At 69.3% G+C, this 16,602-nt stretch carries 19 protein-coding genes; 8 read left to right on the top strand and 11 right to left on the bottom strand.

The genetic code is table 11. The annotated features are described in order from the left end of the window. Positions 1–628 precede the first annotated feature (628 nt). A complete protein-coding gene (locus LN037_RS31395; protein ID WP_230760926.1) occupies positions 629–1,444 on the bottom strand; it encodes a PH domain-containing protein in 816 nt (271 codons plus the stop codon). Positions 1,445–1,660: 216 nt separating this feature from the next. On the opposite strand from LN037_RS31395, the gene LN037_RS31390 reads away from it, so the two are divergent. Both LN037_RS31390 and LN037_RS31385 read left to right on the top strand, forming a co-directional pair. Further along, on the top strand, positions 1,661–1,885 hold the full coding sequence (locus LN037_RS31390) for a hypothetical protein (RefSeq protein ID WP_230760924.1): 225 nt from the start codon (positions 1,661–1,663) through the stop codon (positions 1,883–1,885). Further along, entirely contained in the window at positions 1,882–2,271 is a 390-nt protein-coding gene (locus LN037_RS31385; RefSeq protein WP_230760922.1) for a PIN domain-containing protein, read from the top strand. The genes LN037_RS31390 and LN037_RS31385 overlap by 4 nt, the downstream gene beginning before the upstream one ends. Before the next feature lie 180 nt (positions 2,272–2,451). Here LN037_RS31385 and LN037_RS31380 read toward each other — a convergent pair whose 3' ends face one another. Next, positions 2,452–3,504: a replication protein RepA gene (locus tag LN037_RS31380; protein WP_230760920.1), complete on the bottom strand. Its 1,053-nt coding sequence runs from the start codon at positions 3,502–3,504 to the stop codon at positions 2,452–2,454. A 1,874-nt stretch (positions 3,505–5,378) separates the two neighbouring features. Between LN037_RS31380 and LN037_RS31375 the strand changes: the two genes are divergently transcribed. Then, positions 5,379–6,209 carry an SDR family oxidoreductase gene (locus tag LN037_RS31375; protein ID WP_230760918.1) on the top strand — a complete coding sequence of 277 codons (831 nt, stop codon included), beginning with the start codon at positions 5,379–5,381 and terminating at the stop codon, positions 6,207–6,209. A gap of 72 nt (positions 6,210–6,281) precedes the next feature. Here the strand turns inward: LN037_RS31375 and LN037_RS31370 are convergent, their stop codons facing one another. The 5 genes from LN037_RS31370 to LN037_RS31350 form a co-directional block, all read right to left on the bottom strand. Beyond that, the gene (locus LN037_RS31370) at positions 6,282–6,746 is read right to left on the bottom strand and encodes a hypothetical protein (protein WP_230760916.1); all 465 of its coding nucleotides are present in this window, start codon (positions 6,744–6,746) and stop codon (positions 6,282–6,284) included. Beyond that, entirely contained in the window at positions 6,743–7,270 is a 528-nt protein-coding gene (locus LN037_RS31365) for a hypothetical protein (protein WP_230760914.1), read from the bottom strand. Before LN037_RS31365 ends, LN037_RS31370 begins: the two co-directional genes overlap by 4 nt. 209 nt (positions 7,271–7,479) lie before the next feature. Continuing rightward, the gene (locus LN037_RS31360; protein WP_230760912.1) at positions 7,480–7,827 is read right to left on the bottom strand and encodes a hypothetical protein; all 348 of its coding nucleotides are present in this window, start codon (positions 7,825–7,827) and stop codon (positions 7,480–7,482) included. A gap of 173 nt (positions 7,828–8,000) precedes the next feature. Then, positions 8,001–8,213 carry a hypothetical protein gene (locus LN037_RS31355; protein ID WP_230760910.1) on the bottom strand — a complete coding sequence of 71 codons (213 nt, stop codon included), beginning with the start codon at positions 8,211–8,213 and terminating at the stop codon, positions 8,001–8,003. A 391-nt stretch (positions 8,214–8,604) separates the two neighbouring features. Further along, positions 8,605–8,898 carry a hypothetical protein gene (locus LN037_RS31350; RefSeq protein ID WP_230760908.1) on the bottom strand — a complete coding sequence of 98 codons (294 nt, stop codon included), beginning with the start codon at positions 8,896–8,898 and terminating at the stop codon, positions 8,605–8,607. Between the two features lie 136 nt (positions 8,899–9,034). Between LN037_RS31350 and LN037_RS31345 the strand changes: the two genes are divergently transcribed. Further along, entirely contained in the window at positions 9,035–9,850 is an 816-nt protein-coding gene (locus LN037_RS31345; RefSeq protein ID WP_230760906.1) for an SMI1/KNR4 family protein, read from the top strand. 293 nt (positions 9,851–10,143) lie between these two features. Here LN037_RS31345 and LN037_RS31340 read toward each other — a convergent pair whose 3' ends face one another. The 3 genes from LN037_RS31340 to LN037_RS31330 form a co-directional block, all read right to left on the bottom strand. Beyond that, positions 10,144–10,620 (bottom strand): hypothetical protein, encoded by a 477-nt coding sequence (locus LN037_RS31340; protein WP_230760904.1) that lies wholly within the window; start codon positions 10,618–10,620, stop codon positions 10,144–10,146. A gap of 204 nt (positions 10,621–10,824) precedes the next feature. Next, the gene (locus LN037_RS31335) at positions 10,825–11,439 is read right to left on the bottom strand and encodes a hypothetical protein (protein WP_230760903.1); all 615 of its coding nucleotides are present in this window, start codon (positions 11,437–11,439) and stop codon (positions 10,825–10,827) included. A gap of 93 nt (positions 11,440–11,532) precedes the next feature. Beyond that, complete coding sequence (locus LN037_RS31330) at positions 11,533–12,174, bottom strand: hypothetical protein (RefSeq protein WP_230760901.1); 642 nt, start codon at positions 12,172–12,174, stop codon at positions 11,533–11,535. A gap of 58 nt (positions 12,175–12,232) precedes the next feature. Here LN037_RS31330 and LN037_RS31325 point away from each other — a divergent pair, with 58 nt between their 5' ends. Both LN037_RS31325 and LN037_RS31320 read left to right on the top strand, forming a co-directional pair. Further along, complete coding sequence (locus LN037_RS31325) at positions 12,233–12,769, top strand: hypothetical protein (protein WP_230760899.1); 537 nt, start codon at positions 12,233–12,235, stop codon at positions 12,767–12,769. Positions 12,770–12,933: 164 nt separating this feature from the next. Further along, positions 12,934–14,097, top strand: a complete 1,164-nt coding sequence (locus LN037_RS31320) for a hypothetical protein (protein ID WP_230760897.1) — start codon at positions 12,934–12,936, stop codon at positions 14,095–14,097. Between the two features lie 67 nt (positions 14,098–14,164). Here LN037_RS31320 and LN037_RS31315 read toward each other — a convergent pair whose 3' ends face one another. Next, positions 14,165–15,091 (bottom strand): hypothetical protein, encoded by a 927-nt coding sequence (locus LN037_RS31315; protein ID WP_230760895.1) that lies wholly within the window; start codon positions 15,089–15,091, stop codon positions 14,165–14,167. 382 nt (positions 15,092–15,473) lie between these two features. Between LN037_RS31315 and LN037_RS31310 the strand changes: the two genes are divergently transcribed. Next, on the top strand, positions 15,474–15,905 hold the full coding sequence (locus LN037_RS31310) for a hypothetical protein (protein WP_230760893.1): 432 nt from the start codon (positions 15,474–15,476) through the stop codon (positions 15,903–15,905). After that, positions 15,902–16,602: hypothetical protein (locus LN037_RS31305; protein WP_230760891.1), on the top strand; the 701-nt coding region annotated here is incomplete at its 3' end. The genes LN037_RS31310 and LN037_RS31305, both read left to right, overlap by 4 nt.

The following is a 16,602-nucleotide window of genomic DNA, read 5'->3' as shown; positions in this document are numbered from 1 at the left end:
AGATGTTGGCGCTGGTTGGCGTAGGAACCGCCATCATCAACTTCTCGGGGCCCGCCTCACCGCAGCGACACGACCCCAGCTCCCGGCCCGGTCACACCCTCAGCTGCACTCCGAAATCGGAAGAGCCACTTTACGGCGTCGTGACCCTGTAAGTACGTCGCTTGGTAAGAAATTTTCAAGGACAGAGCGGCAGGGATCCGCGCCTTCAGCAGGAAGCGGATGCTTTCGTCGATCAGACCATCGCAGCCACCCGCTGAGTCGCTTCGTCGGCATGATTGGCGTGGATCGCAATATCGCCGAGGTGCACAGTCAATGCCGCCGCGGGTCCCGCGATCACTCCGCGTGCGTAAGGGGAGGGCGGCCCTCGCCCGCGAGTCGGGTTCGTCAAGCCCCGTTCGGAGGACGTGGAAGCCCTCGTCCCGCTGACGACATGGACGGCGACGAGCTACCTGACGATGCCGCGATATGGGGGCTTATCGCGGCATTCGACCCCGCCAAGGAAGCCGAGGAGCGGTCCCGCATACTCGGCGCTCCGGGCTCGGGCTCGCCATGAGATGGCTTGATCGACGGACCCGAGCCGGCTCACCTCTATTCGCAGCATTAGGCGGCGGCAAGCGCCAAGCGGGCACTACAGGCGACCCATCAGTTCGGCCTTCTTCGCTTCGAACTCGCCTTCGGTCAGAATGCCCCGACTGTGAAGTTCAGCCAGTCTCTCAATCTGCCCCAGCAGGTCAGCCTGCGGAGGCGCAGCTGGCGGAGGCGCAGCTGGCGGCTGCGTTGATCGTGGCGTCTCCTTCACAGTCCTGAATGCCCGAACGATGGCGTCAGCCTGTCCATGCATCATCTGCTTGATGTCGCTCTGATTACCCGACGCATGCACCGTTAGTTTCTCGCCGCCCATCTTCTTGCTCACAGTGAGCGAGTGGATGGCAGGCAGCGAAAACTCCTCTAAAGTCTCGCTCCCCAGGCTCTTCTCGAGGAAGAACAAGCGTTCCGAAGTGAGCACGATCAGCCCCTGTTTGCCCTGGTAGAGGCCTTGCCCGAGCTCGAGCACACGCTCAGTCGCGTACAACAGGTTGCGAACATGCCGGACCTCTTTGCGCCCAAAGATCCGACTAGCCTTGTGCAGTCGGTCAATCGCTCCACGTAAGCCGCGGTCGTCGAACATCTCGTCGCCCACGCCCTCAGCTATATCGGCGAGCAGCTCGTAGTGCTTCGTGCCAAGCATGTCGACCCGCCAGACGACCTTCGTCCCACTCGGCTCCCGAGAGAGGATTGCTTCAACCGTGGCTGACCACCTGTTTTTAAGGAGGGCTGTCTTACTCTTGCCGCGGATTGAGCCCAGTGGGCCCTCAGGCTCGAGACCAAGCTCTGCCATCGCTCCGCGGATCGAGTTCTCCGCCTGCTCGGGCGGACATACCAGCATCCACTCAGCGGCTCGCACTATCGCCATCGTCGCCCCCTCCGGCGGTCGGTGCCTTGGGACGGTACCTAGCACACGACCTCGGCTCGAAGAGACCCGCAGCGTGCTGGGTCTTCGGCGTCCTGCAGGCTCGACGGCCTCCAGTAAGCCCCATCGACCCGTGCGCGGACCTGGCGGGTCCGCGACGCGAGCGCAGCCTTACGAGTAGGGGAGTGCAGCCACCGTTACCCTGGGGCCATGAGCCAGGAGCAGAAGCGCGAGACGGAGGGGTTGCCTCCGATGCCCGCTGCCGATGCGAGCCCCGAGGATCGAGCCCGCGCGTTCGAGCTCAGGCAGGCCGCCCGGTACGGGGCGCCGACGTTGGATGACCTGAGGCGTGCCTACGCAGGTTGGGGCCAACAGTGGCCCGGAGATGACGAGGTGCGTCGGCGCCATGTCGTCGCCGAGCGTCCTGTGGCGTGATCGGCAAGGTCCTTGACGCCTCGGCGGTGGCGGCAATCGCCAGCGGCCAGATTGGTGCAACCGCGTGGGTGACAGTGGCTCTAGACGCCGCGTCCATCCTCTACGTGCCAGCTCTGGCGATCGAGGAGGTACGGGCTCTGCGCCCGGACCTCTCGCCGGTGTTGGACGACCTTGCGCTCCACCCGTCGGTCATAGTGCGGTCTCTTACGGACCGCGAGGAGCCGGTCGCAGCCGAGGTTGAACAGCTACTTGATCACGTGGGCCTCTTCGACGTCCTCGCCGGCCATGTCGTCCATATCGCCAAGCGCCGCGGGTGGGAAGCTATGACTGCCGACTCCGGGCGGCTGCGCCGCATCGATCCCGACCTTCCGCTAACGCTGCTATAGCCAGACTTCCTCGCGGCTCTTAAGGCTTTGCTGGTGGCGGGTCGTTCCGGCCACTTTCAGACAGCAGTGCACCTGACGACGATCGATCGCACGCCGACGCCGCCAACCGATGAGGTCAATTCGCGATGCCGCGATAAGAGGGCTTATCGCGGCATCAGCGCGCCGAACGCGGTGGCGGAACTAGTCACTCGGGACGCTGGAGAGCTGCTTGAGCCCTTTGAACGGCACATGCGTACGACTGGGCTGCAGAACGACGCCGGCGTCGGTCGCCTCCACCTTGGCTTCCCGGTAGACCAGCAGGACCGCGGCAAGGTGCTTGGTGAAGTCACGCTTGAACTGAGCGCGGCCCTGCTTGGTGTCCGCGAGGTCCGAGCCGAACTGCGCGCGCAGGGTCTCCCAGGACACCGTCGACGAGCGCTTGAGATAGCTCATGCGGTAGGTGAGCCAGCAGTAGATATCGAGCCGAAGGGCCGAGCCCCGCAGCGCCCGCAGCGCTCCGAGGTCGACCGGCACCGGCCGGCTCACGACCTCGTCGAAGAAGTCGCCCGAGAGCTTGACGGTCGACGGGAACAGCGACTCGGCACCGGGGTCGTCGCGGTGGGACTGCCAGAGGTCGAACGAGCTCGCCACCGACATCTGCCCACCGGAGACCCTGCGGCCAGCTTCGGTCTCCGACTCCCACCGGACCGAGAGCGAGGCGAGGAAGAGCCGCTCGCTCTGCATCATGAGGCGGGTGATGGTGCCGTTCTTGCCGCCGGTCGGGGTCATGCCGAGCTGGCGCATGAAGTCCGACAGCGACCGGCCCAGGGTCAGCTCGCGACTCTGCTTGCGCACTGCTTCGGTCGAGAGCCAGTGCAACAGGAGACGGGGGACCGTTCCGTAGGGGTAGCCCGACGGGCCGGGTGTGACGGTCAGGACCAGGTCGCCGTTGCGGCGCTCCCAGCGGTCCTTCGTCTTCGGCTCCTGGTAGGGCAGCGAGGTCTGGGTGAACAGCCGCGCCAGGAACCCGATTTCTTGCTCTTCCTGCGCCCACAGCTCCGCCGCGGCTCGCAGGAACTTCAGGTCACGGTTGGAGCTCGACACCAGAGCCGACATGGGGCACAGCATGGCACGCCCCACGCGACACGAACGACACCGTTGGGATTTCGGAGTGTTGTCCACGCATAGATTACCGACCACCCGTCCATCCACGCATAGATTGCCGACCGTCGGCGTGTCGCTGGTCTTGTCCACGCATGGATTGCCGACCTCGTCGCCCGCGGCGGAGCACTGTCCACGCATACGTTGCCGACGCTGGCTCTCTGGATAGGCCGTGGAGCGCGGCGGGCGACGTCCAGACCGGGCTAGACAAGGTGGTGAAGGCGCTGCGAGGACAAGCGCCCGGATCCGGGCTTGAGGTGCTAGGGGAGAGCGTCGGCAAGCCAGTGGGCCGCGCATAGCCGGCCGACCACGAGCAGTCCGTGCAGTCCAAGACAGTCGTGCCTGGTCAGCGCACGCATAAGTTGCCGACCGGACCGTTCGGGACGCCGCGCATAAGCGGCCGACGCAACGGCCTCGCGGGGTTCGCGACGCTCCCGAGCGGAGCTCATCACCAAGAGCGTGGCTACTCGCATAGATTGCCGACCGGCCGAGGTAGCCACCGGGTCGCGCAAGCCCCCAGGAGGCTGTTGACCTGCACAGATACCGCTGCAGGGCCCTACAACCACGCTCACGCATAAACTGCCGACCGCCCGGCACCGCTCTCGACCGCGGCTCGCCTGTGCACGCATACGGTGCCGACCGCATCGCGAGCACGGCTCTAACGGTGCGGCCCGTCGCATAGACGGCCGACCCGCGGCAGCAGGTTCGCGCATAGCTGGCCGACCTCTTGCGCATAGACGACCGACGAGATCTTGTTGTAAGCGCAGGTCAAAGCCCGTTTTTCGAGGTCCCCTGTAGTTCTTCCTGTAGAGAGAGATCCTGTAGGCCGTTCAGAGCAGCAACGGTCGCTCCACCCGACTGCTCCACCTAGGCTCTGCTCTCAGTCCTGGCGCTGAGGCGGACGACGGTCCCGATCGCCGGTCATTCGCCCTACTCCCACTCCCGCGCACCTGATCTCGACGGGGTAAGCGGGGGCGCGGTGCCTAGCGTCGGCTCCGGCGCCAAGCGGCCCCGGACCAGGGGCCTCGTCCGACTCCTTGAGCGAACCTGTCGCGGCACCCGCGGCCCTCCAACGAAGTAGTACGGGGGCTAGGACTGCTCAGAGGTGGCTGCAACGACTGGAGGGTGTCTATGCCGGCGTCAACGCTGTCAGTTCATGGCAGGATTGGAGAACGTAGCAGGTCAGACGGCTAGCGCGGATGGCTGCCGCCGCACTCGTGCATCCCGAGTCGGCAATCTATGCCCCCGCTCCAGCGGAGCTGGTCGGCAATCTATGCGTGCCTCGTGAGGTCATCTGCCGCGATCGCTTCGGAGTCAGACTTCGAGGTCTTCGGTCCATGGTCGGCCGCTTATGCGCGGACGAGACGTCCCAAGCCGGTCGGCCATCTATGCGTAGCTTCCGCCGGACTCGAGGAGCTGATAGTCGTACGTCCACGCACAGACCCCAGGGATCCGGTCGGCCATCTATGCGTGGCACTCGTACAGGCGGGAGGGACCCGTAGTCGACGGTCCGGTCGGCGATGTATGCGCACGCCCCCCCGCCTGATCTACTCGTCTTCGACAGGGTGCAGCGGCGGCTCAAGCGGTACCGTCCGCGGGGCCACGAGCTGCAATCAAGCTCTGACTCAGCAAGCCCCTGCCCACGCGTGCTTGCAGCTCAAAGTCGGCTTTGACCAGCGCTGATGACCGTCAACTTCCGGAAAGCTCCGCTTCTCGGAAGTTGAGTTCCCGGAAGTCGACCGCCGGCGGATGCCCGGGCTGACGCATCGACACCACCGGCGCCGCCGTGCACCTCAGCGTGCTCCTCGGGCCGACCACCGAGATCGCCGAGGCGGTGACCGCGCACAATCTGCGCATCTACGTCGAGCTCTCGCCGGGACTGAGGCTGCTGCTCAACTCAGCACCCCAGTGCTGCCTGTTGTCCGCTTACGAAGGCATCCCTTCAAGGCTGATGTCAGGCTGGCGAGATGGGCCCCGGGTTCGGAGAGAATGATTCGCCGCGGTGGCCGTTGCGGGGGCGGGCGGCGATCGTGACCGGCGCCAGCCGGCGAGCGGGGATCGGTTACGCGGTCGCCCGCCGGCTGCTCGGTATGGGAGCAAGCGTCGTGGTGCACCACCACGCCGGCCACGACGCCACTCAGCGGTGGGGCGCTGATGACGTGGGCGCGGTCCTCGACGGGCTCCGTGAGGTGCTGAGAGTCGAGGGTCCGCCGGGGGCGCGGCTGGTCGACGTGGGCAGCGACCTCGCCGTGCTGGGGGCGCCGGAGGCGTTGGTGGCCGCGGCCGTCGCCGAGTTCAATGGGGTGGACGTGTTGGTGGCCAACCACGCCCGCAGCGCCCCCGACGGCGGGTTGGGGGACTTGACCGCGGAGGTCCTCGACGGGCACTGGGCGGTGGACGCCCGGTCGGTGATCTTGCTGGTCCAAGCAGTCGCGGGGGCGCACACTCCGGGCCGAGCACCGGCGCGGATGGTGTTGTTGACCTCCGGGCAGCAGAAGGGTCCGATGCCTGGGGAGATCGCCTACGTCGCGGCGAAGGCGGCGCTGGCCGGGGTGACCGCGACGCTGGCCGACGAGCTCGCCGACCGCGGGATCACCCTGAACACCGCCAATCCCGGGCCGGTCGACACCGGGTACGCCACCGGTGCGGCACACGCGGCGGTCGCGGCCCGGTTCCCGGGTGGGCAGTGGGGCGAGCCGGACGACCCGGCCCGGTTGATCGCCTGGTTGTGCACCGATGACGCCCGCTGGGTCACCGGGCAGGTTATCGACAGCGAAGGCGGCTTCCGACGCCATTGAGCCCGTGAGGACAACTCCCGTTGACGAGACCGGCTCTCGTCGGAAGTGCCGCACTGACCAGGGTCACGACAGCTAGCGCCTTCTGCCGAGACGCGCGATGGCGAGGGCACTGAGGGCCCACACGATGCCGCCGACGGCGGCCACGACGGCCCACTCACCGGGCCGGAAGATCGAGACCGCGGTAGCGATCAGCGCGCACCAGCACGCGGTGACCCATTGCACAGGACGCCCACGAGCCCGGTCCGGATCCTTCGACAGCAGGATGGCGCGACGGAGGTAGGACGCCGCGACCCACGCCGCCGCCAACGCCGCGACCGCGATGAAGATGTACGAGAAGGTGCGCGGACTCGGCCCGCCGCGACTGACCTCGAGGTTGGGCAGATCGGCAGCGAACGCGCTCAGGTACAGGCCAAACGCAACCAGGCACACCGCCGAGCAGACGGCCGCAACCCACGCCGCCGCCCGCTCACGAGCGTCGACCGTCCTCCCCACGCTGTCGGTGCTGCCGGCGCCTGGAGTGGAGGAGTCGTGACTCATACCCGGGCCTCGGCGGCGTCTTCGAGCCGGTCCAGACGAGCCTGGACCACTCCACTGCGCACGAGCCCGCCGACGCCGAAAACGGCCAGCGCGATTCCCGCATATGCGAACAAGATCAGAGGTCCGGTTCCCCCGAGTCGGAGGCTCCAGAAACACCCGAGGATCGACAACCATGCGAACTGCAGGTGGGCGAGGCGGAGTCCATGTCGCGCCTGCCCCACCGCGGCGGCCTGCAGTTCTGGCGGGTCGACCGGCTCTCCCCGCAGCACGAGAGGCTGGAGTTCGGCGATCTCCCGCTCGGTGAACTGGGCCGGAACCGGGGGGAGGGTGATCGGACGCAGGAACGCGAGTCCGAGCAATACCGACGCGCTCAGCACGATCACTGCGCCGCTCACTGCGAACAGCCACTGGAAACTGATGCTCGGGGCGATGCGGGCCAGGACGGCCACCGTCACCGCGGTCGCCACGCCCAGCACGGCTCCGCGCCACTCAAGCGCCACGCGACGTCCGTAGAGCCGGTACACAAGATCCAGCATGACCGATCTGGCGTGATAAGACAGCGTCTGTCCGAGTTCCGCTCCACCGCGAGCGCGGCAACGGCTCGGTACGCCGTGCTGTCGGTGGGGAACGGGGCGCTTCCCGTCGTTGGCTCGCCTTCTGGCCCCGTGCAGGGCGAGCGCCCGAAGCCGGACGCGGCACACTCGCCGACACTGACATAGCCGCTGCACCCGGATTATCGGCTCCCGGGGTCGCGGCGCGGCCGACGCTTCGGGACCCGTCTCGTCACGCTGAGCAGGGCCAGCAGCACCGCGGCGAAGGCGAGTCCGACCACGATATGGAGCACAGCTAGCACCGACGCGATCTGGCCGGTCTGTACCGCGGCTCCGCTGACTAAGAAGGTCAGCTCTGCAAATCCCGACCAACTGAAGAAGAACTGGTGCCAGCGCACCGCCCGGTCCTCTACCCGCGCCGAGCGCCACAGATAGAGCCCCCGCCCGCTCATGAGCACGACCTGCGCGACCAGAACCACCACAAGCACCACCGAGCGCGTCGACCCTGGGGCCACGGCCAGCATCACCACGAACCCGACCGCACCGCTGCGGTGAATCGCGCTGCGATCCGCCAGAACCTCGGCTCCGGGTAGGGGTGCGGTTTGTAGGCCACGGGAAGGACTTTAGGCGGACGCGCCGCGCCGCCTCGAGCCTCACGGAGGTGAAGCTTGAGTGTCGGTCATTCCCGTCCTCGAGATTCGAGCTAGGTCGACTGGGTCCGATCGTTGGACCGGTGTCGATTCTTGAACAGCAACACCGTCAAGATGGCGATCGGTATCGCCACCAGAGCGAAGGAGATCACTCCTCCCCAGTCGATGGGCTGCTGAAGGAATTGGAGCGCAACCAACAGGACGGCCAACACCAGCAACATCGCCGAGAGCTTCCAAGAGAGATACCAGGGCTGCGCTTCGCTCATGCTCGTCCTTCAGGCCGATGGGGAAAGGTCTGCGTGGCAGGGGTGTTCCTGTTAAAGAAGAGCGATCACGAAGGCGAGGAGGAGAACGGCGAGGAATGCGACCAGCAGAAACGTGCCGCGTCGACCGGCAAGAAGCCTGCGGTCACCGAACCAGCGTCCACGCCGAGGTCCACCGGGGTCACCACCAGGCGGAAATCCGAGCCCACCAACGATGGACACCACCCCTTCCCAGAGTGCTAAGGAGGCTTGCGGGCTCAGCGGCGGCACCCTGCGGAGATCCAGTATGACTGGCCAAGCCCGAGAAGGCATCGCTTGTCCGAGTCGGAAGGCCGCATCCGATAAGGCTCTGTATGTCAGCACCGCTGGCACCGACCGTCTCCGACCGCCCCGGTCAGGGTTGCTCGAGCTCAGCGATGGCCCGGCGGACCTCCTCGAGGTCCTCACGGGCGTACTGGGCGCGGGCACGGGTGAACGCCGACCAGTGCAGACCGAGGACCGCACGGGCGCCGGCGTTGTCGGTGCCGAGCAGCGCCGCCAGCGCTTCAGTCGCAGCCGCCGAGTCCGCTGCGGCCGAGATGACGGCACTCACCTCATCCCGTCGATCCACCGCCGAGACCGCGGCCTCGAGGACGTGCAACCGCTGCCGGGCCATCTCCAGCTGATCGGCCCGGTCCTTGTCGGTCACCCCGCGAGCATGCCAGTGGCGCGGTCGTACCAGCTTGGCGGTGCGGCATCGCCACAGAGCAGCGGACGGCCGCTCCCGGAATCGTGTGGGGCGCTGCCGGCCGACGATTCGTACGAGGCTGGCAAGCTCCACGGGCATGGTGGACGCGTGGGAGCGAATCGCGGCCTGGTGCTCCGAGCATGCCCCCGAAACAGCAGCCGCCATCCGGCCCTCTGTCGGCGAGAACACGTTCAACGAGGTGCATCGAAGTACGTTCGCGCCGTGGCCGGAGCCTCTGTGGGCGTTCTACCGTTGGTGTGACGGCACGGATCGGACCCCCGCGGGCTACCTGTTCCCCGGATTCCGGCCGCTGCCGTTGCTGGAATCCCTCCAGGCCTGGCGAACCCTGATGAGCGTGTTCTTCCCGGCCACTGCGCCCCCCTCGAGTACCCCGCAAGACGAGCTCGAGCGCGCTTTCACCGGACAGCTCAATGCGCTGTACAACGGCGACGATGCGGAGTTCCACGCGGCTGTCGCCGCGCCGGCGGGCTCCCCGACCGGAGGGTTCCTGCCGGTCCTGTTGCCGATCGCGGAGGACCAAAGCGGCAGCTTCCTGGTCTGCGACCTCCGCCGGAAGCCTCGAAGTCACTACGGGGCGATCGCGGTGTTCGACGGCGACGAGGGCTACAGCCGACCGGCGCCGTGGCGCAGCTTCACCGCGCTGGCCACGGCGACGGCCACCGCACTGAGGACTGGGGACCTCGTCGCGGGAACCCGGCGGCGCCCGGTGGCTCTCGGCGGGCGGCTGACGTGGACCAGCGCGGAACTCGATCCCCTCGACCATCGCGGCGGGGTCACCGCCGACCTCACCCCGGGGGCGGCATGGAAGCGGCTCCCGGGTACTGACCTGCAAGTCAAAGCCTTGATGGTCGAGGGCCGGGTGCAGCTGTCATACCGCCGCACCCCGAGCTGACATGCCGCGCGGCCTGGGCGACAGCACAATGTCCGAGCTGCGTCGCCGCTGCTGGACTTCCGGACTTCCGTAAGGTTGCGCAATCTCCGGGGGTCCATGAGGTGCCTAACGGTCGGCGCGAGGGCTGCGAGTGGCCCCACCCCGTCGCGTGCCGACGATTCAGCGGGCGGCGTGAGGACGGCTGATGGGCTCGTGTCGTACGAGCGCCACGAGAGTGAGCAAGATCGTTGGGGAGAGGCGAGCTCCGCGACTGCGATTCGAAGACTGGGGCCGGCGCGAAATCGGGAACGCATCTAATCCTGGGACAGGTGCAACTGAGCAAGCAATGCGTGGTCGGCGCCGAATGCTTCGACGAGGTCCGGTGGCCCGAGCGTGGCTGTCCCACCGACGAACAGCTCGGTTCGCCCGTCGGGGTGTGTCGCAACACGGGTGAGTTCGTAGGCGACGCCGTGGACGTCGGTGACGATCACGGTGGTGCTACCGGCGGCGGCTCCCACAGCGAACGCGCGATGGACGCGGAGGCGATCCGGGCTGTAGCCCGTGGCCGACCACACGCTGATCGCCTCGGTCCGTGAGAAGGCGCCGAGCGAGACCGATCCGCCGAAGCCGGGATGAGGGGGCCAGGTCCGGAAGCGCACCGGGTTCTCGGGCTCGTCGGGAACGGCGTAGACCTCCCATCCACCGCCCTCAAGGTACGACCCGGACGCCACGAGGGTCATCCCCGCGAGCTGCCCACCGAAAGCGCGTCCCTGCCAGATGGCGTGGTCCATCACTCCGACCTTGCCCGACAGCCGTCGCGGCTCCCGAGCCGGGGAGGTGGCAGCCCGAGCCTCACAGTTCCCAGCCGACAACCGACCGGTGCGGAACTCGTCCGCATCGCGACCACGGTCGTGCACGCCCTCGCAGGTTGGCACGGCGACGGCCACGCCGCCTGTCGCCGACCGACTCCCTGGATGAACCGCCCGCTTGGATGATCACAAGAGCGGGTCGCAGGGGTCGACCGGAGTGGCATCCAGACGAGGTTCGGCGACTACCTGGTCGACGAGGACACGCGTTCCGCCCAGGTAGGTGCAGTGCTCGAGGTCGGTGTCGGAGGCGACGAACCAGGCGCGGCTCTCCGGCCACCACAGGTCGGGGACCTCGGTGGTGATCGCGGGTATCGGTGTCCGGTGGCGCCAGGGGTAGTCGAGGTCGCCGAGCACGAGGGCGTCGCCGAGCCCACCGGTGTAGAGCACGTAGCCGCGGTGCGGACGTCGCGCGCGGGGCCCGTCGCGGACCTTCGCGGGTACCGGGAGCTCGTCGGGTTCCGGGCTCAGGCCGTGCGTGGCCGGGTCGGTGCTGAAGGTGACGATGCCGCCCCAGACCCAGCCGTAGCCCTCCCACGACGCGAACCAGCAGCGCTCGCCCGCACCCGTGTACGAGCGCAGGACCTCGACCAGCACAGCGGCGCTCTCGACCCGGTGCGGGTGGGAGATTCGGGCGTAGGCCTCGAACCCGCTCGGCACCAGCGAACTCACTTGGTTCGCGCTGAACTCGCTGACTCTCTCGTTGACCCAGTCCAACGCCGCCGGCTCGACCACCCACTGCATGTTCTCAGCCTCTCCCTGTGCGCTGGGCGGTTGTCCACGTCATCGTCTTAACGAGGCAAGCCGATAACGCCAGATGGTGTGACAGGCCGGGCGTCAGCGCGGCGGCGGGGTTCCCGGCGGCAGGACGGTCCCGATCTGCGCACGGTCGCGGTGCCACAGGTCGTCTTGGCTGCGCCAGTCGGTCGTCTCGAGGACCCGGCCCTGCTCGTCGAGATGCGTGATGGCGGAGACGTGTTCGGGGCCCTCGACGACCGCGAGGAAGAGCCGGGCGTCGTTGGCCGGGTCGTCGACGAGCAGGTCGGCCGCCACTCGGCGCTTTGTCCCGTCGGCGGCGCCGGCGAGGGAGACCTCGACGGCCGCGACGGTGCCGGCGGTCAGCCGGCACCAGAGCCGACCCTGACTGTTCGAGGCCCCGCCCCAGGTGGGGACCAGGGTGCCGTCGTGGTCGCTTTGCCGCCCGGCGACGCCGGTGAGCTGGCGACCGTGCGGGGTCACGATGAACACCTCGGCGGCCAATTCCCCGGGCACTGAGCCGGATGGGTCGGGGTAGGCGGCGTAGGCGACGGTGGCGTGGTGGCCGGCGGGGAGCTCGGCGCCGCCGAGCACCGGCAGGTCTGGATGCGGGCTGTCCCGCAGCCGGTCCGCGCCGTGCTGGACGCGCAGGTCGTCCTCGGGGGGCAGGAGCTCAACAGCCCGAATCGTGGGCTGGACTGGGTCTCCGGCTGCGTGCGGCATCTGGGCACTCTCGCAAAGGTCCGTCGCGGCCTTGCGAACGAGATCTAGGCTGAGGGCGATGACCTCAGGGCCGGTTGATCCTCGAGCTGCGCAGCGGGTGATGGTTCGGACTGTGCCCTGGCGCGTCACCGATCACCCGGTGGTCGCGGAAGGCGACATAGCCAGCAGCGAGGACGTCTGGCTCCTTCGACTGGGAGGAACACCTGAGCTCGTCCAGGCCCACGCCGTCGTCGGCGGTCGGGGCGGCGCCATCGCCGTAGGCGCATCAACCACCCGCAGCGTCGACGAGCTCAACTTCGGATGGGCCTCGCACCACGGCAGCCACACCTGCGTGTTGCTGGCCTTCCTGACCGGCCCCGGAATCGAGCGAATCGATGTCGCGCTGACGAACGCCTCCCCTCGGGTTCTGCGTCCGATCTACCGGCACCCCGACCCGCCGGCCGCCTTCTTCCTCGACGACTTCCAGCACGTCTCGGTGCACCACGCGACCGGCTACGACCACGCCGGCGAGCAGGTCGCGACCGCCGATCTCAGCAACATCGACCTCAGCGGCCGCGTGCGGGTCGTCGGGCCGGACAACCGCCTCGAGTGCTGACGACGCGGCTGGCCTCGGGAGAGCTGGCCGACTGGTGTGCCCGCCGGCTAGCTGATCCGCTCGGCGGTGAACGTCTGGCGGCGCAGGTCGCGGCCGCCGTGAGGGGCTGCGACTCTTTAACGCCGCCGGCGGGCTGCACGGCTGGTCAGGCCGGGATCGCGGAGTTGGCGATCACGCAGCGGCTCGCCTTCGCCGTCGAACCCGCCCCGCCCTACTACGCGCTGCTCGGCGCCCACGCCGCCAAACTCGTCGGGGTCGCTCGCGCTCACGGCGCTGCGGGGACCTTCCCGACTCACACCCCGCTGCCGGTGGTGGTGCGCATCCGGCGCCTCGACCGCCGACCCACCCCGATCGGCTGGATCGACGCCGCGTCCCCCACCGGGTGGAAGACCTACGAGCAGGAACTGTTCGGCCCGATCACCCTGGCCTCCGACCCGCCGGCCACCGAGGACCGCTGCGACCGTGGCCAGCAGTGGCGCGGTGCCGCGAGCGTCTTCGGGCTGTCCGCGTGGCTGGCTGACGCGTTGCGCTTCGCTGCACGGCCTGGCCACCTCGCCGACCCTGCCCTCGACAGCCGCCCTTTGGGCGTCCCGGTCACCGAAACCTCCCTGGCCGCGGCCTGCGTCACCCTCGCGACCTGGGAGCAGGCCTACCGCATCGAGGGGTCCCTGCCCGACCGTGTTGTCGGTGACGGAGCGGACCCGCCCGACGTTGCCGCCGCCGTCCGGTCCGTTCTCGGCTCGGCCGATCCCGCCGTCGTAGCCGACGGCGAGGCCATGGCTCGCCTCGCCGCGGACTCTGGCGCCCTCGGCGCGCTGCGGGCTCTCGCGGGGACCGCGTCGTCGCGAGTTCCGCTCGGGCGCGATGGACCGGTCCCCTTCGGCTACGCCCGCCCGGTGCTCGTCCCGCACTGGGCCGACGCCGCCGCGGTGATCGGCGACGCCGGCACCCCCGGCGGCACCACCCTGCTCCACGTCGTCGCCACCGGTACGCCGACCCCCGACCGGGTCGCCGCCTGGTGTCGACAGCTATTGGCTCAGTGCTGGCTGGACGGCCACGACCTGTACCGCATCGGGCGAGCGGCGATCTACTTCGCCCGCCACGGACAACTCCTCACCTGGACCACCGCGCACCTCGCCGCGCACCTCGCTGGGGTCGACCCCGGCGACACGGCTGCCCTCGATCTCCTACGCGAGGAGTTCCGGACGCTGGCCATCCGCGCCGCCAGCGGCGATGGCGCCGACCCTCGCTGGCTCCAGCCCGCTCCACCCGGGGAGAACGCCACCACCGCCACCCGCGAGCTCCACCAACAAACCCTCGGCCCATAGCCCACCGGGCACCCCGGAGCGACGGTCGCTGGCCCGCAGCCTCGCGGAGGCGCGGCAAGCAACCTCATCAACTCACGACGAGATGCGTACGGACCTTCTCGATGTTGCCGCGGGCGCGTCGCGGGCCGAGCGCGGCGATCCAGTCCCGCAGCGTGGCCGCGACTGGCCGGGGCAGGTGGGCGCGACGGGATTCGACGAGCCCGTCCACCGAGGTGATCCGGTCCATCACGTCCGCCTCGTCGGCCCACTCCGCGAACACGGCCTCGATCGTTAGATGCTCCACGTCCCCGTAGTAGAAGGCGCTGCTGAAAGCGGTCTGGGTCCAGCCGGTCGGCTTGCCTGGCATCGGGCGGCGGAACCGCTCGAACAGGTCGTGCTGCACCTCGGCCTCGGTGACCTGCGGTGGCAGCCCGGTGATGACCAAGACCCGGCCCCGCCGGTCGTCGACGACCGTGGTCCGCGCAGCGAGCAGCAGCTCGACCGGCTCACCACGCAACAGATCCTCGACCCGGCCCTCCACGGTGCATCCGGTGGGGAACACCGGGCCGCCGACCACGGCCGCCACCTCGGAATCCGGGAGCCCGGGGTCGTCGATCAGCCGTGTCGCGGCGTCGAGGACGCGCGCGGCGTCGAAGGGCGGCTGCTCGCCGCCCCGGGTCATATCCCCGTTGGTCAGTCCGATCGGCAGCCCCAGCGCGGTCCCAGCGCCGTCGTGCAGCACGATCCGGCCGAGCGCGGTCAGCCGACACTCGGTGTAGAGCGGGTCCGCCGGCGGGTTGTCCATGAAGCCGAAGTTCCCGCGCCCCTCCAGCAGCCGCAGACCGGCCGCCTCGGGCCCGACAATGGCCACGAGCAGCGCATACAGCTCCGAGCGGGGCCCGGGTGTGCCCGCCGCCTCCAACTCCTCGAGGACTGTCAGCGAGCGCACGAACCCCTCCGCATCGCCCTCCAGACGGCCCACCGCCGCAACCACGGCCTGCTCGACGCTGTCCACGACAGGCACCCTGTCATCCCGCGCCGGGCCCCCGCCGCCGGGCGCGGACCGGGGAGGCGCCCGGGGAGTCAGGCCGCCGCTCCCATCTGCACACACACTGGTCAACTTCCGGAAACACACCCACATTCCGGAAGTTGACCCGGCGCGCCTCCCGCACCCCGCCGACGCCCTGGTCGACCCTTGCCGCAGCACCGCCCGGGGAGGCCAGATGGACCGCACGGCCGCGTTCAGGACGACGCCCAGGAGAACGGCGAGGGCTGTCGGCGGCTCAACCACCGACAGTCGGGCCGACGAGCGCGGGGCAGTGGGCCGGGCAGCGGGTCAGGCCAGGCCGACGCGGGCCCCGCACCCGACCGCCTCCCGCAGCACGGCGGGCCGGGCGGTGGTCTGCTCTGGCTGCGGCCGGGCGGGCAGCACCCGTGACGAGGCCGCAGACCTCGCCGTCGACTGGCTCGTCGTCGACATCAGCACCGACCCTGCCCCGGGGATCGCGCACATCGCGCGGTTCCACCAGGCGTGCCGGCCCGCCGGGGTCCCCGGCGAGCTCGCCTGCGCCGGCTGTGGCGACGGCCCTCTGCTCGACCCCACCCTCACCGCCGTCCTCGCCGGAGCCCCCGGCGCGGTGGACCTGTTCACCGCCGCCGCGCTCACCGGCTGGCTCGACGCCCACGGCTGGACCGGCGACCCCCACCTTGTTGCCGGGCCGGCCGCCGAGCTTGAGGACCCGGACGCGGGGGAGGGGCCACGCTGCCCCGCCTGCTCACCCCGACCCACCTGGTCTCGCACGTCGGCGGCCGTTGGGGCGGCGCGATGACCATCACCATCACCGTCCGCGCCTGCACCCTCGTCGAACTTCAGGCGGCGTCACCCGAGCTTGACTGGACTCCGGTCTGCCGGCTCGACCCGGGCCTCGACGGCGCCGGCGAGCGCGTCCGGGCCGCCGCCCTCGGCGAGCTCGACGACACCGCCTTCGCAGCGGTGCGCGCCGAGCTCCCGAGCGCGCCCGGGCTCTACGCCTGGACCACGGCCGGAGCCGGCGGACGCGGCCTGCCCGGGGAGGAGGCAGTGGTCTACCTCGGGGTCGCCGCCGGTCGCCACGGTCTCGCCGACCGCCTCGGCAGCGAGCTGCGCTATGTCCGCAACGGCACCGGGCGCTCCGCGCGCTGGCGCCAGGAGCACTACCACGGCCACCCCCGCACCATGCTCGTCCTCGACGCCCACCCGCTGTACGCGACCACCGCCGACGGGTCGACCGCGCGGCGACTCGAGCGGGAACTGCTCGCCGTCACCGGCTACGGCACCGGACTCACCCCGCTGGCTAACGGCTCGAGCTGGCGCAGCAGCACCTCGCATCAGATCGAGGCCCGCAGCGCCGCCTGGGGCCGCGCTGAGCAACCTATGAGGGCGAAGTCAAGGTGGGTTGCTCCGGTGGGTGGGCGTGCGTCATCGCCTCGCCGGGACCGGCGAGTTGAGCTTGTTGGTGGTGGTGATCGACGGCGTCGTGGTGGCGG

Source organism: Actinomycetospora soli (genome assembly GCF_021026295.1).
Classification (GTDB): Bacteria; Actinomycetota; Actinomycetes; order Mycobacteriales; family Pseudonocardiaceae; genus Actinomycetospora; species Actinomycetospora soli.
The sequence above is the reverse complement of the archived record's forward strand: the minus strand, read 5'-3'. Positions and strand labels throughout refer to the sequence as shown.

What these genes read in the sequence shown, in the direction of transcription:
- LN037_RS31325 (WP_230760899.1), top strand. Translation starts at nt 12,233, where the DNA reads ATGACCTCAGGGCCGGTTGATCCTCGAGCTGCGCAGCGGGTGATGGTT.
- LN037_RS31355 (WP_230760910.1), bottom strand. Translation starts at nt 8,213, where the DNA reads ATGAGCGAAGCGCAGCCCTGGTATCTCTCTTGGAAGCTCTCGGCGATG.
- LN037_RS31335 (WP_230760903.1), bottom strand. Translation starts at nt 11,439, where the DNA reads ATGCAGTGGGTGGTCGAGCCGGCGGCGTTGGACTGGGTCAACGAGAGA.
- LN037_RS31375 (WP_230760918.1), top strand. Translation starts at nt 5,379, where the DNA reads ATGGGCCCCGGGTTCGGAGAGAATGATTCGCCGCGGTGGCCGTTGCGG.
- LN037_RS31345 (WP_230760906.1), top strand. Translation starts at nt 9,035, where the DNA reads ATGGTGGACGCGTGGGAGCGAATCGCGGCCTGGTGCTCCGAGCATGCC.
- LN037_RS31390 (WP_230760924.1), top strand. Translation starts at nt 1,661, where the DNA reads ATGAGCCAGGAGCAGAAGCGCGAGACGGAGGGGTTGCCTCCGATGCCC.
- LN037_RS31330 (WP_230760901.1), bottom strand. Translation starts at nt 12,174, where the DNA reads ATGCCGCACGCAGCCGGAGACCCAGTCCAGCCCACGATTCGGGCTGTT.
- LN037_RS31370 (WP_230760916.1), bottom strand. Translation starts at nt 6,746, where the DNA reads ATGAGTCACGACTCCTCCACTCCAGGCGCCGGCAGCACCGACAGCGTG.
- LN037_RS31340 (WP_230760904.1), bottom strand. Translation starts at nt 10,620, where the DNA reads ATGGACCACGCCATCTGGCAGGGACGCGCTTTCGGTGGGCAGCTCGCG.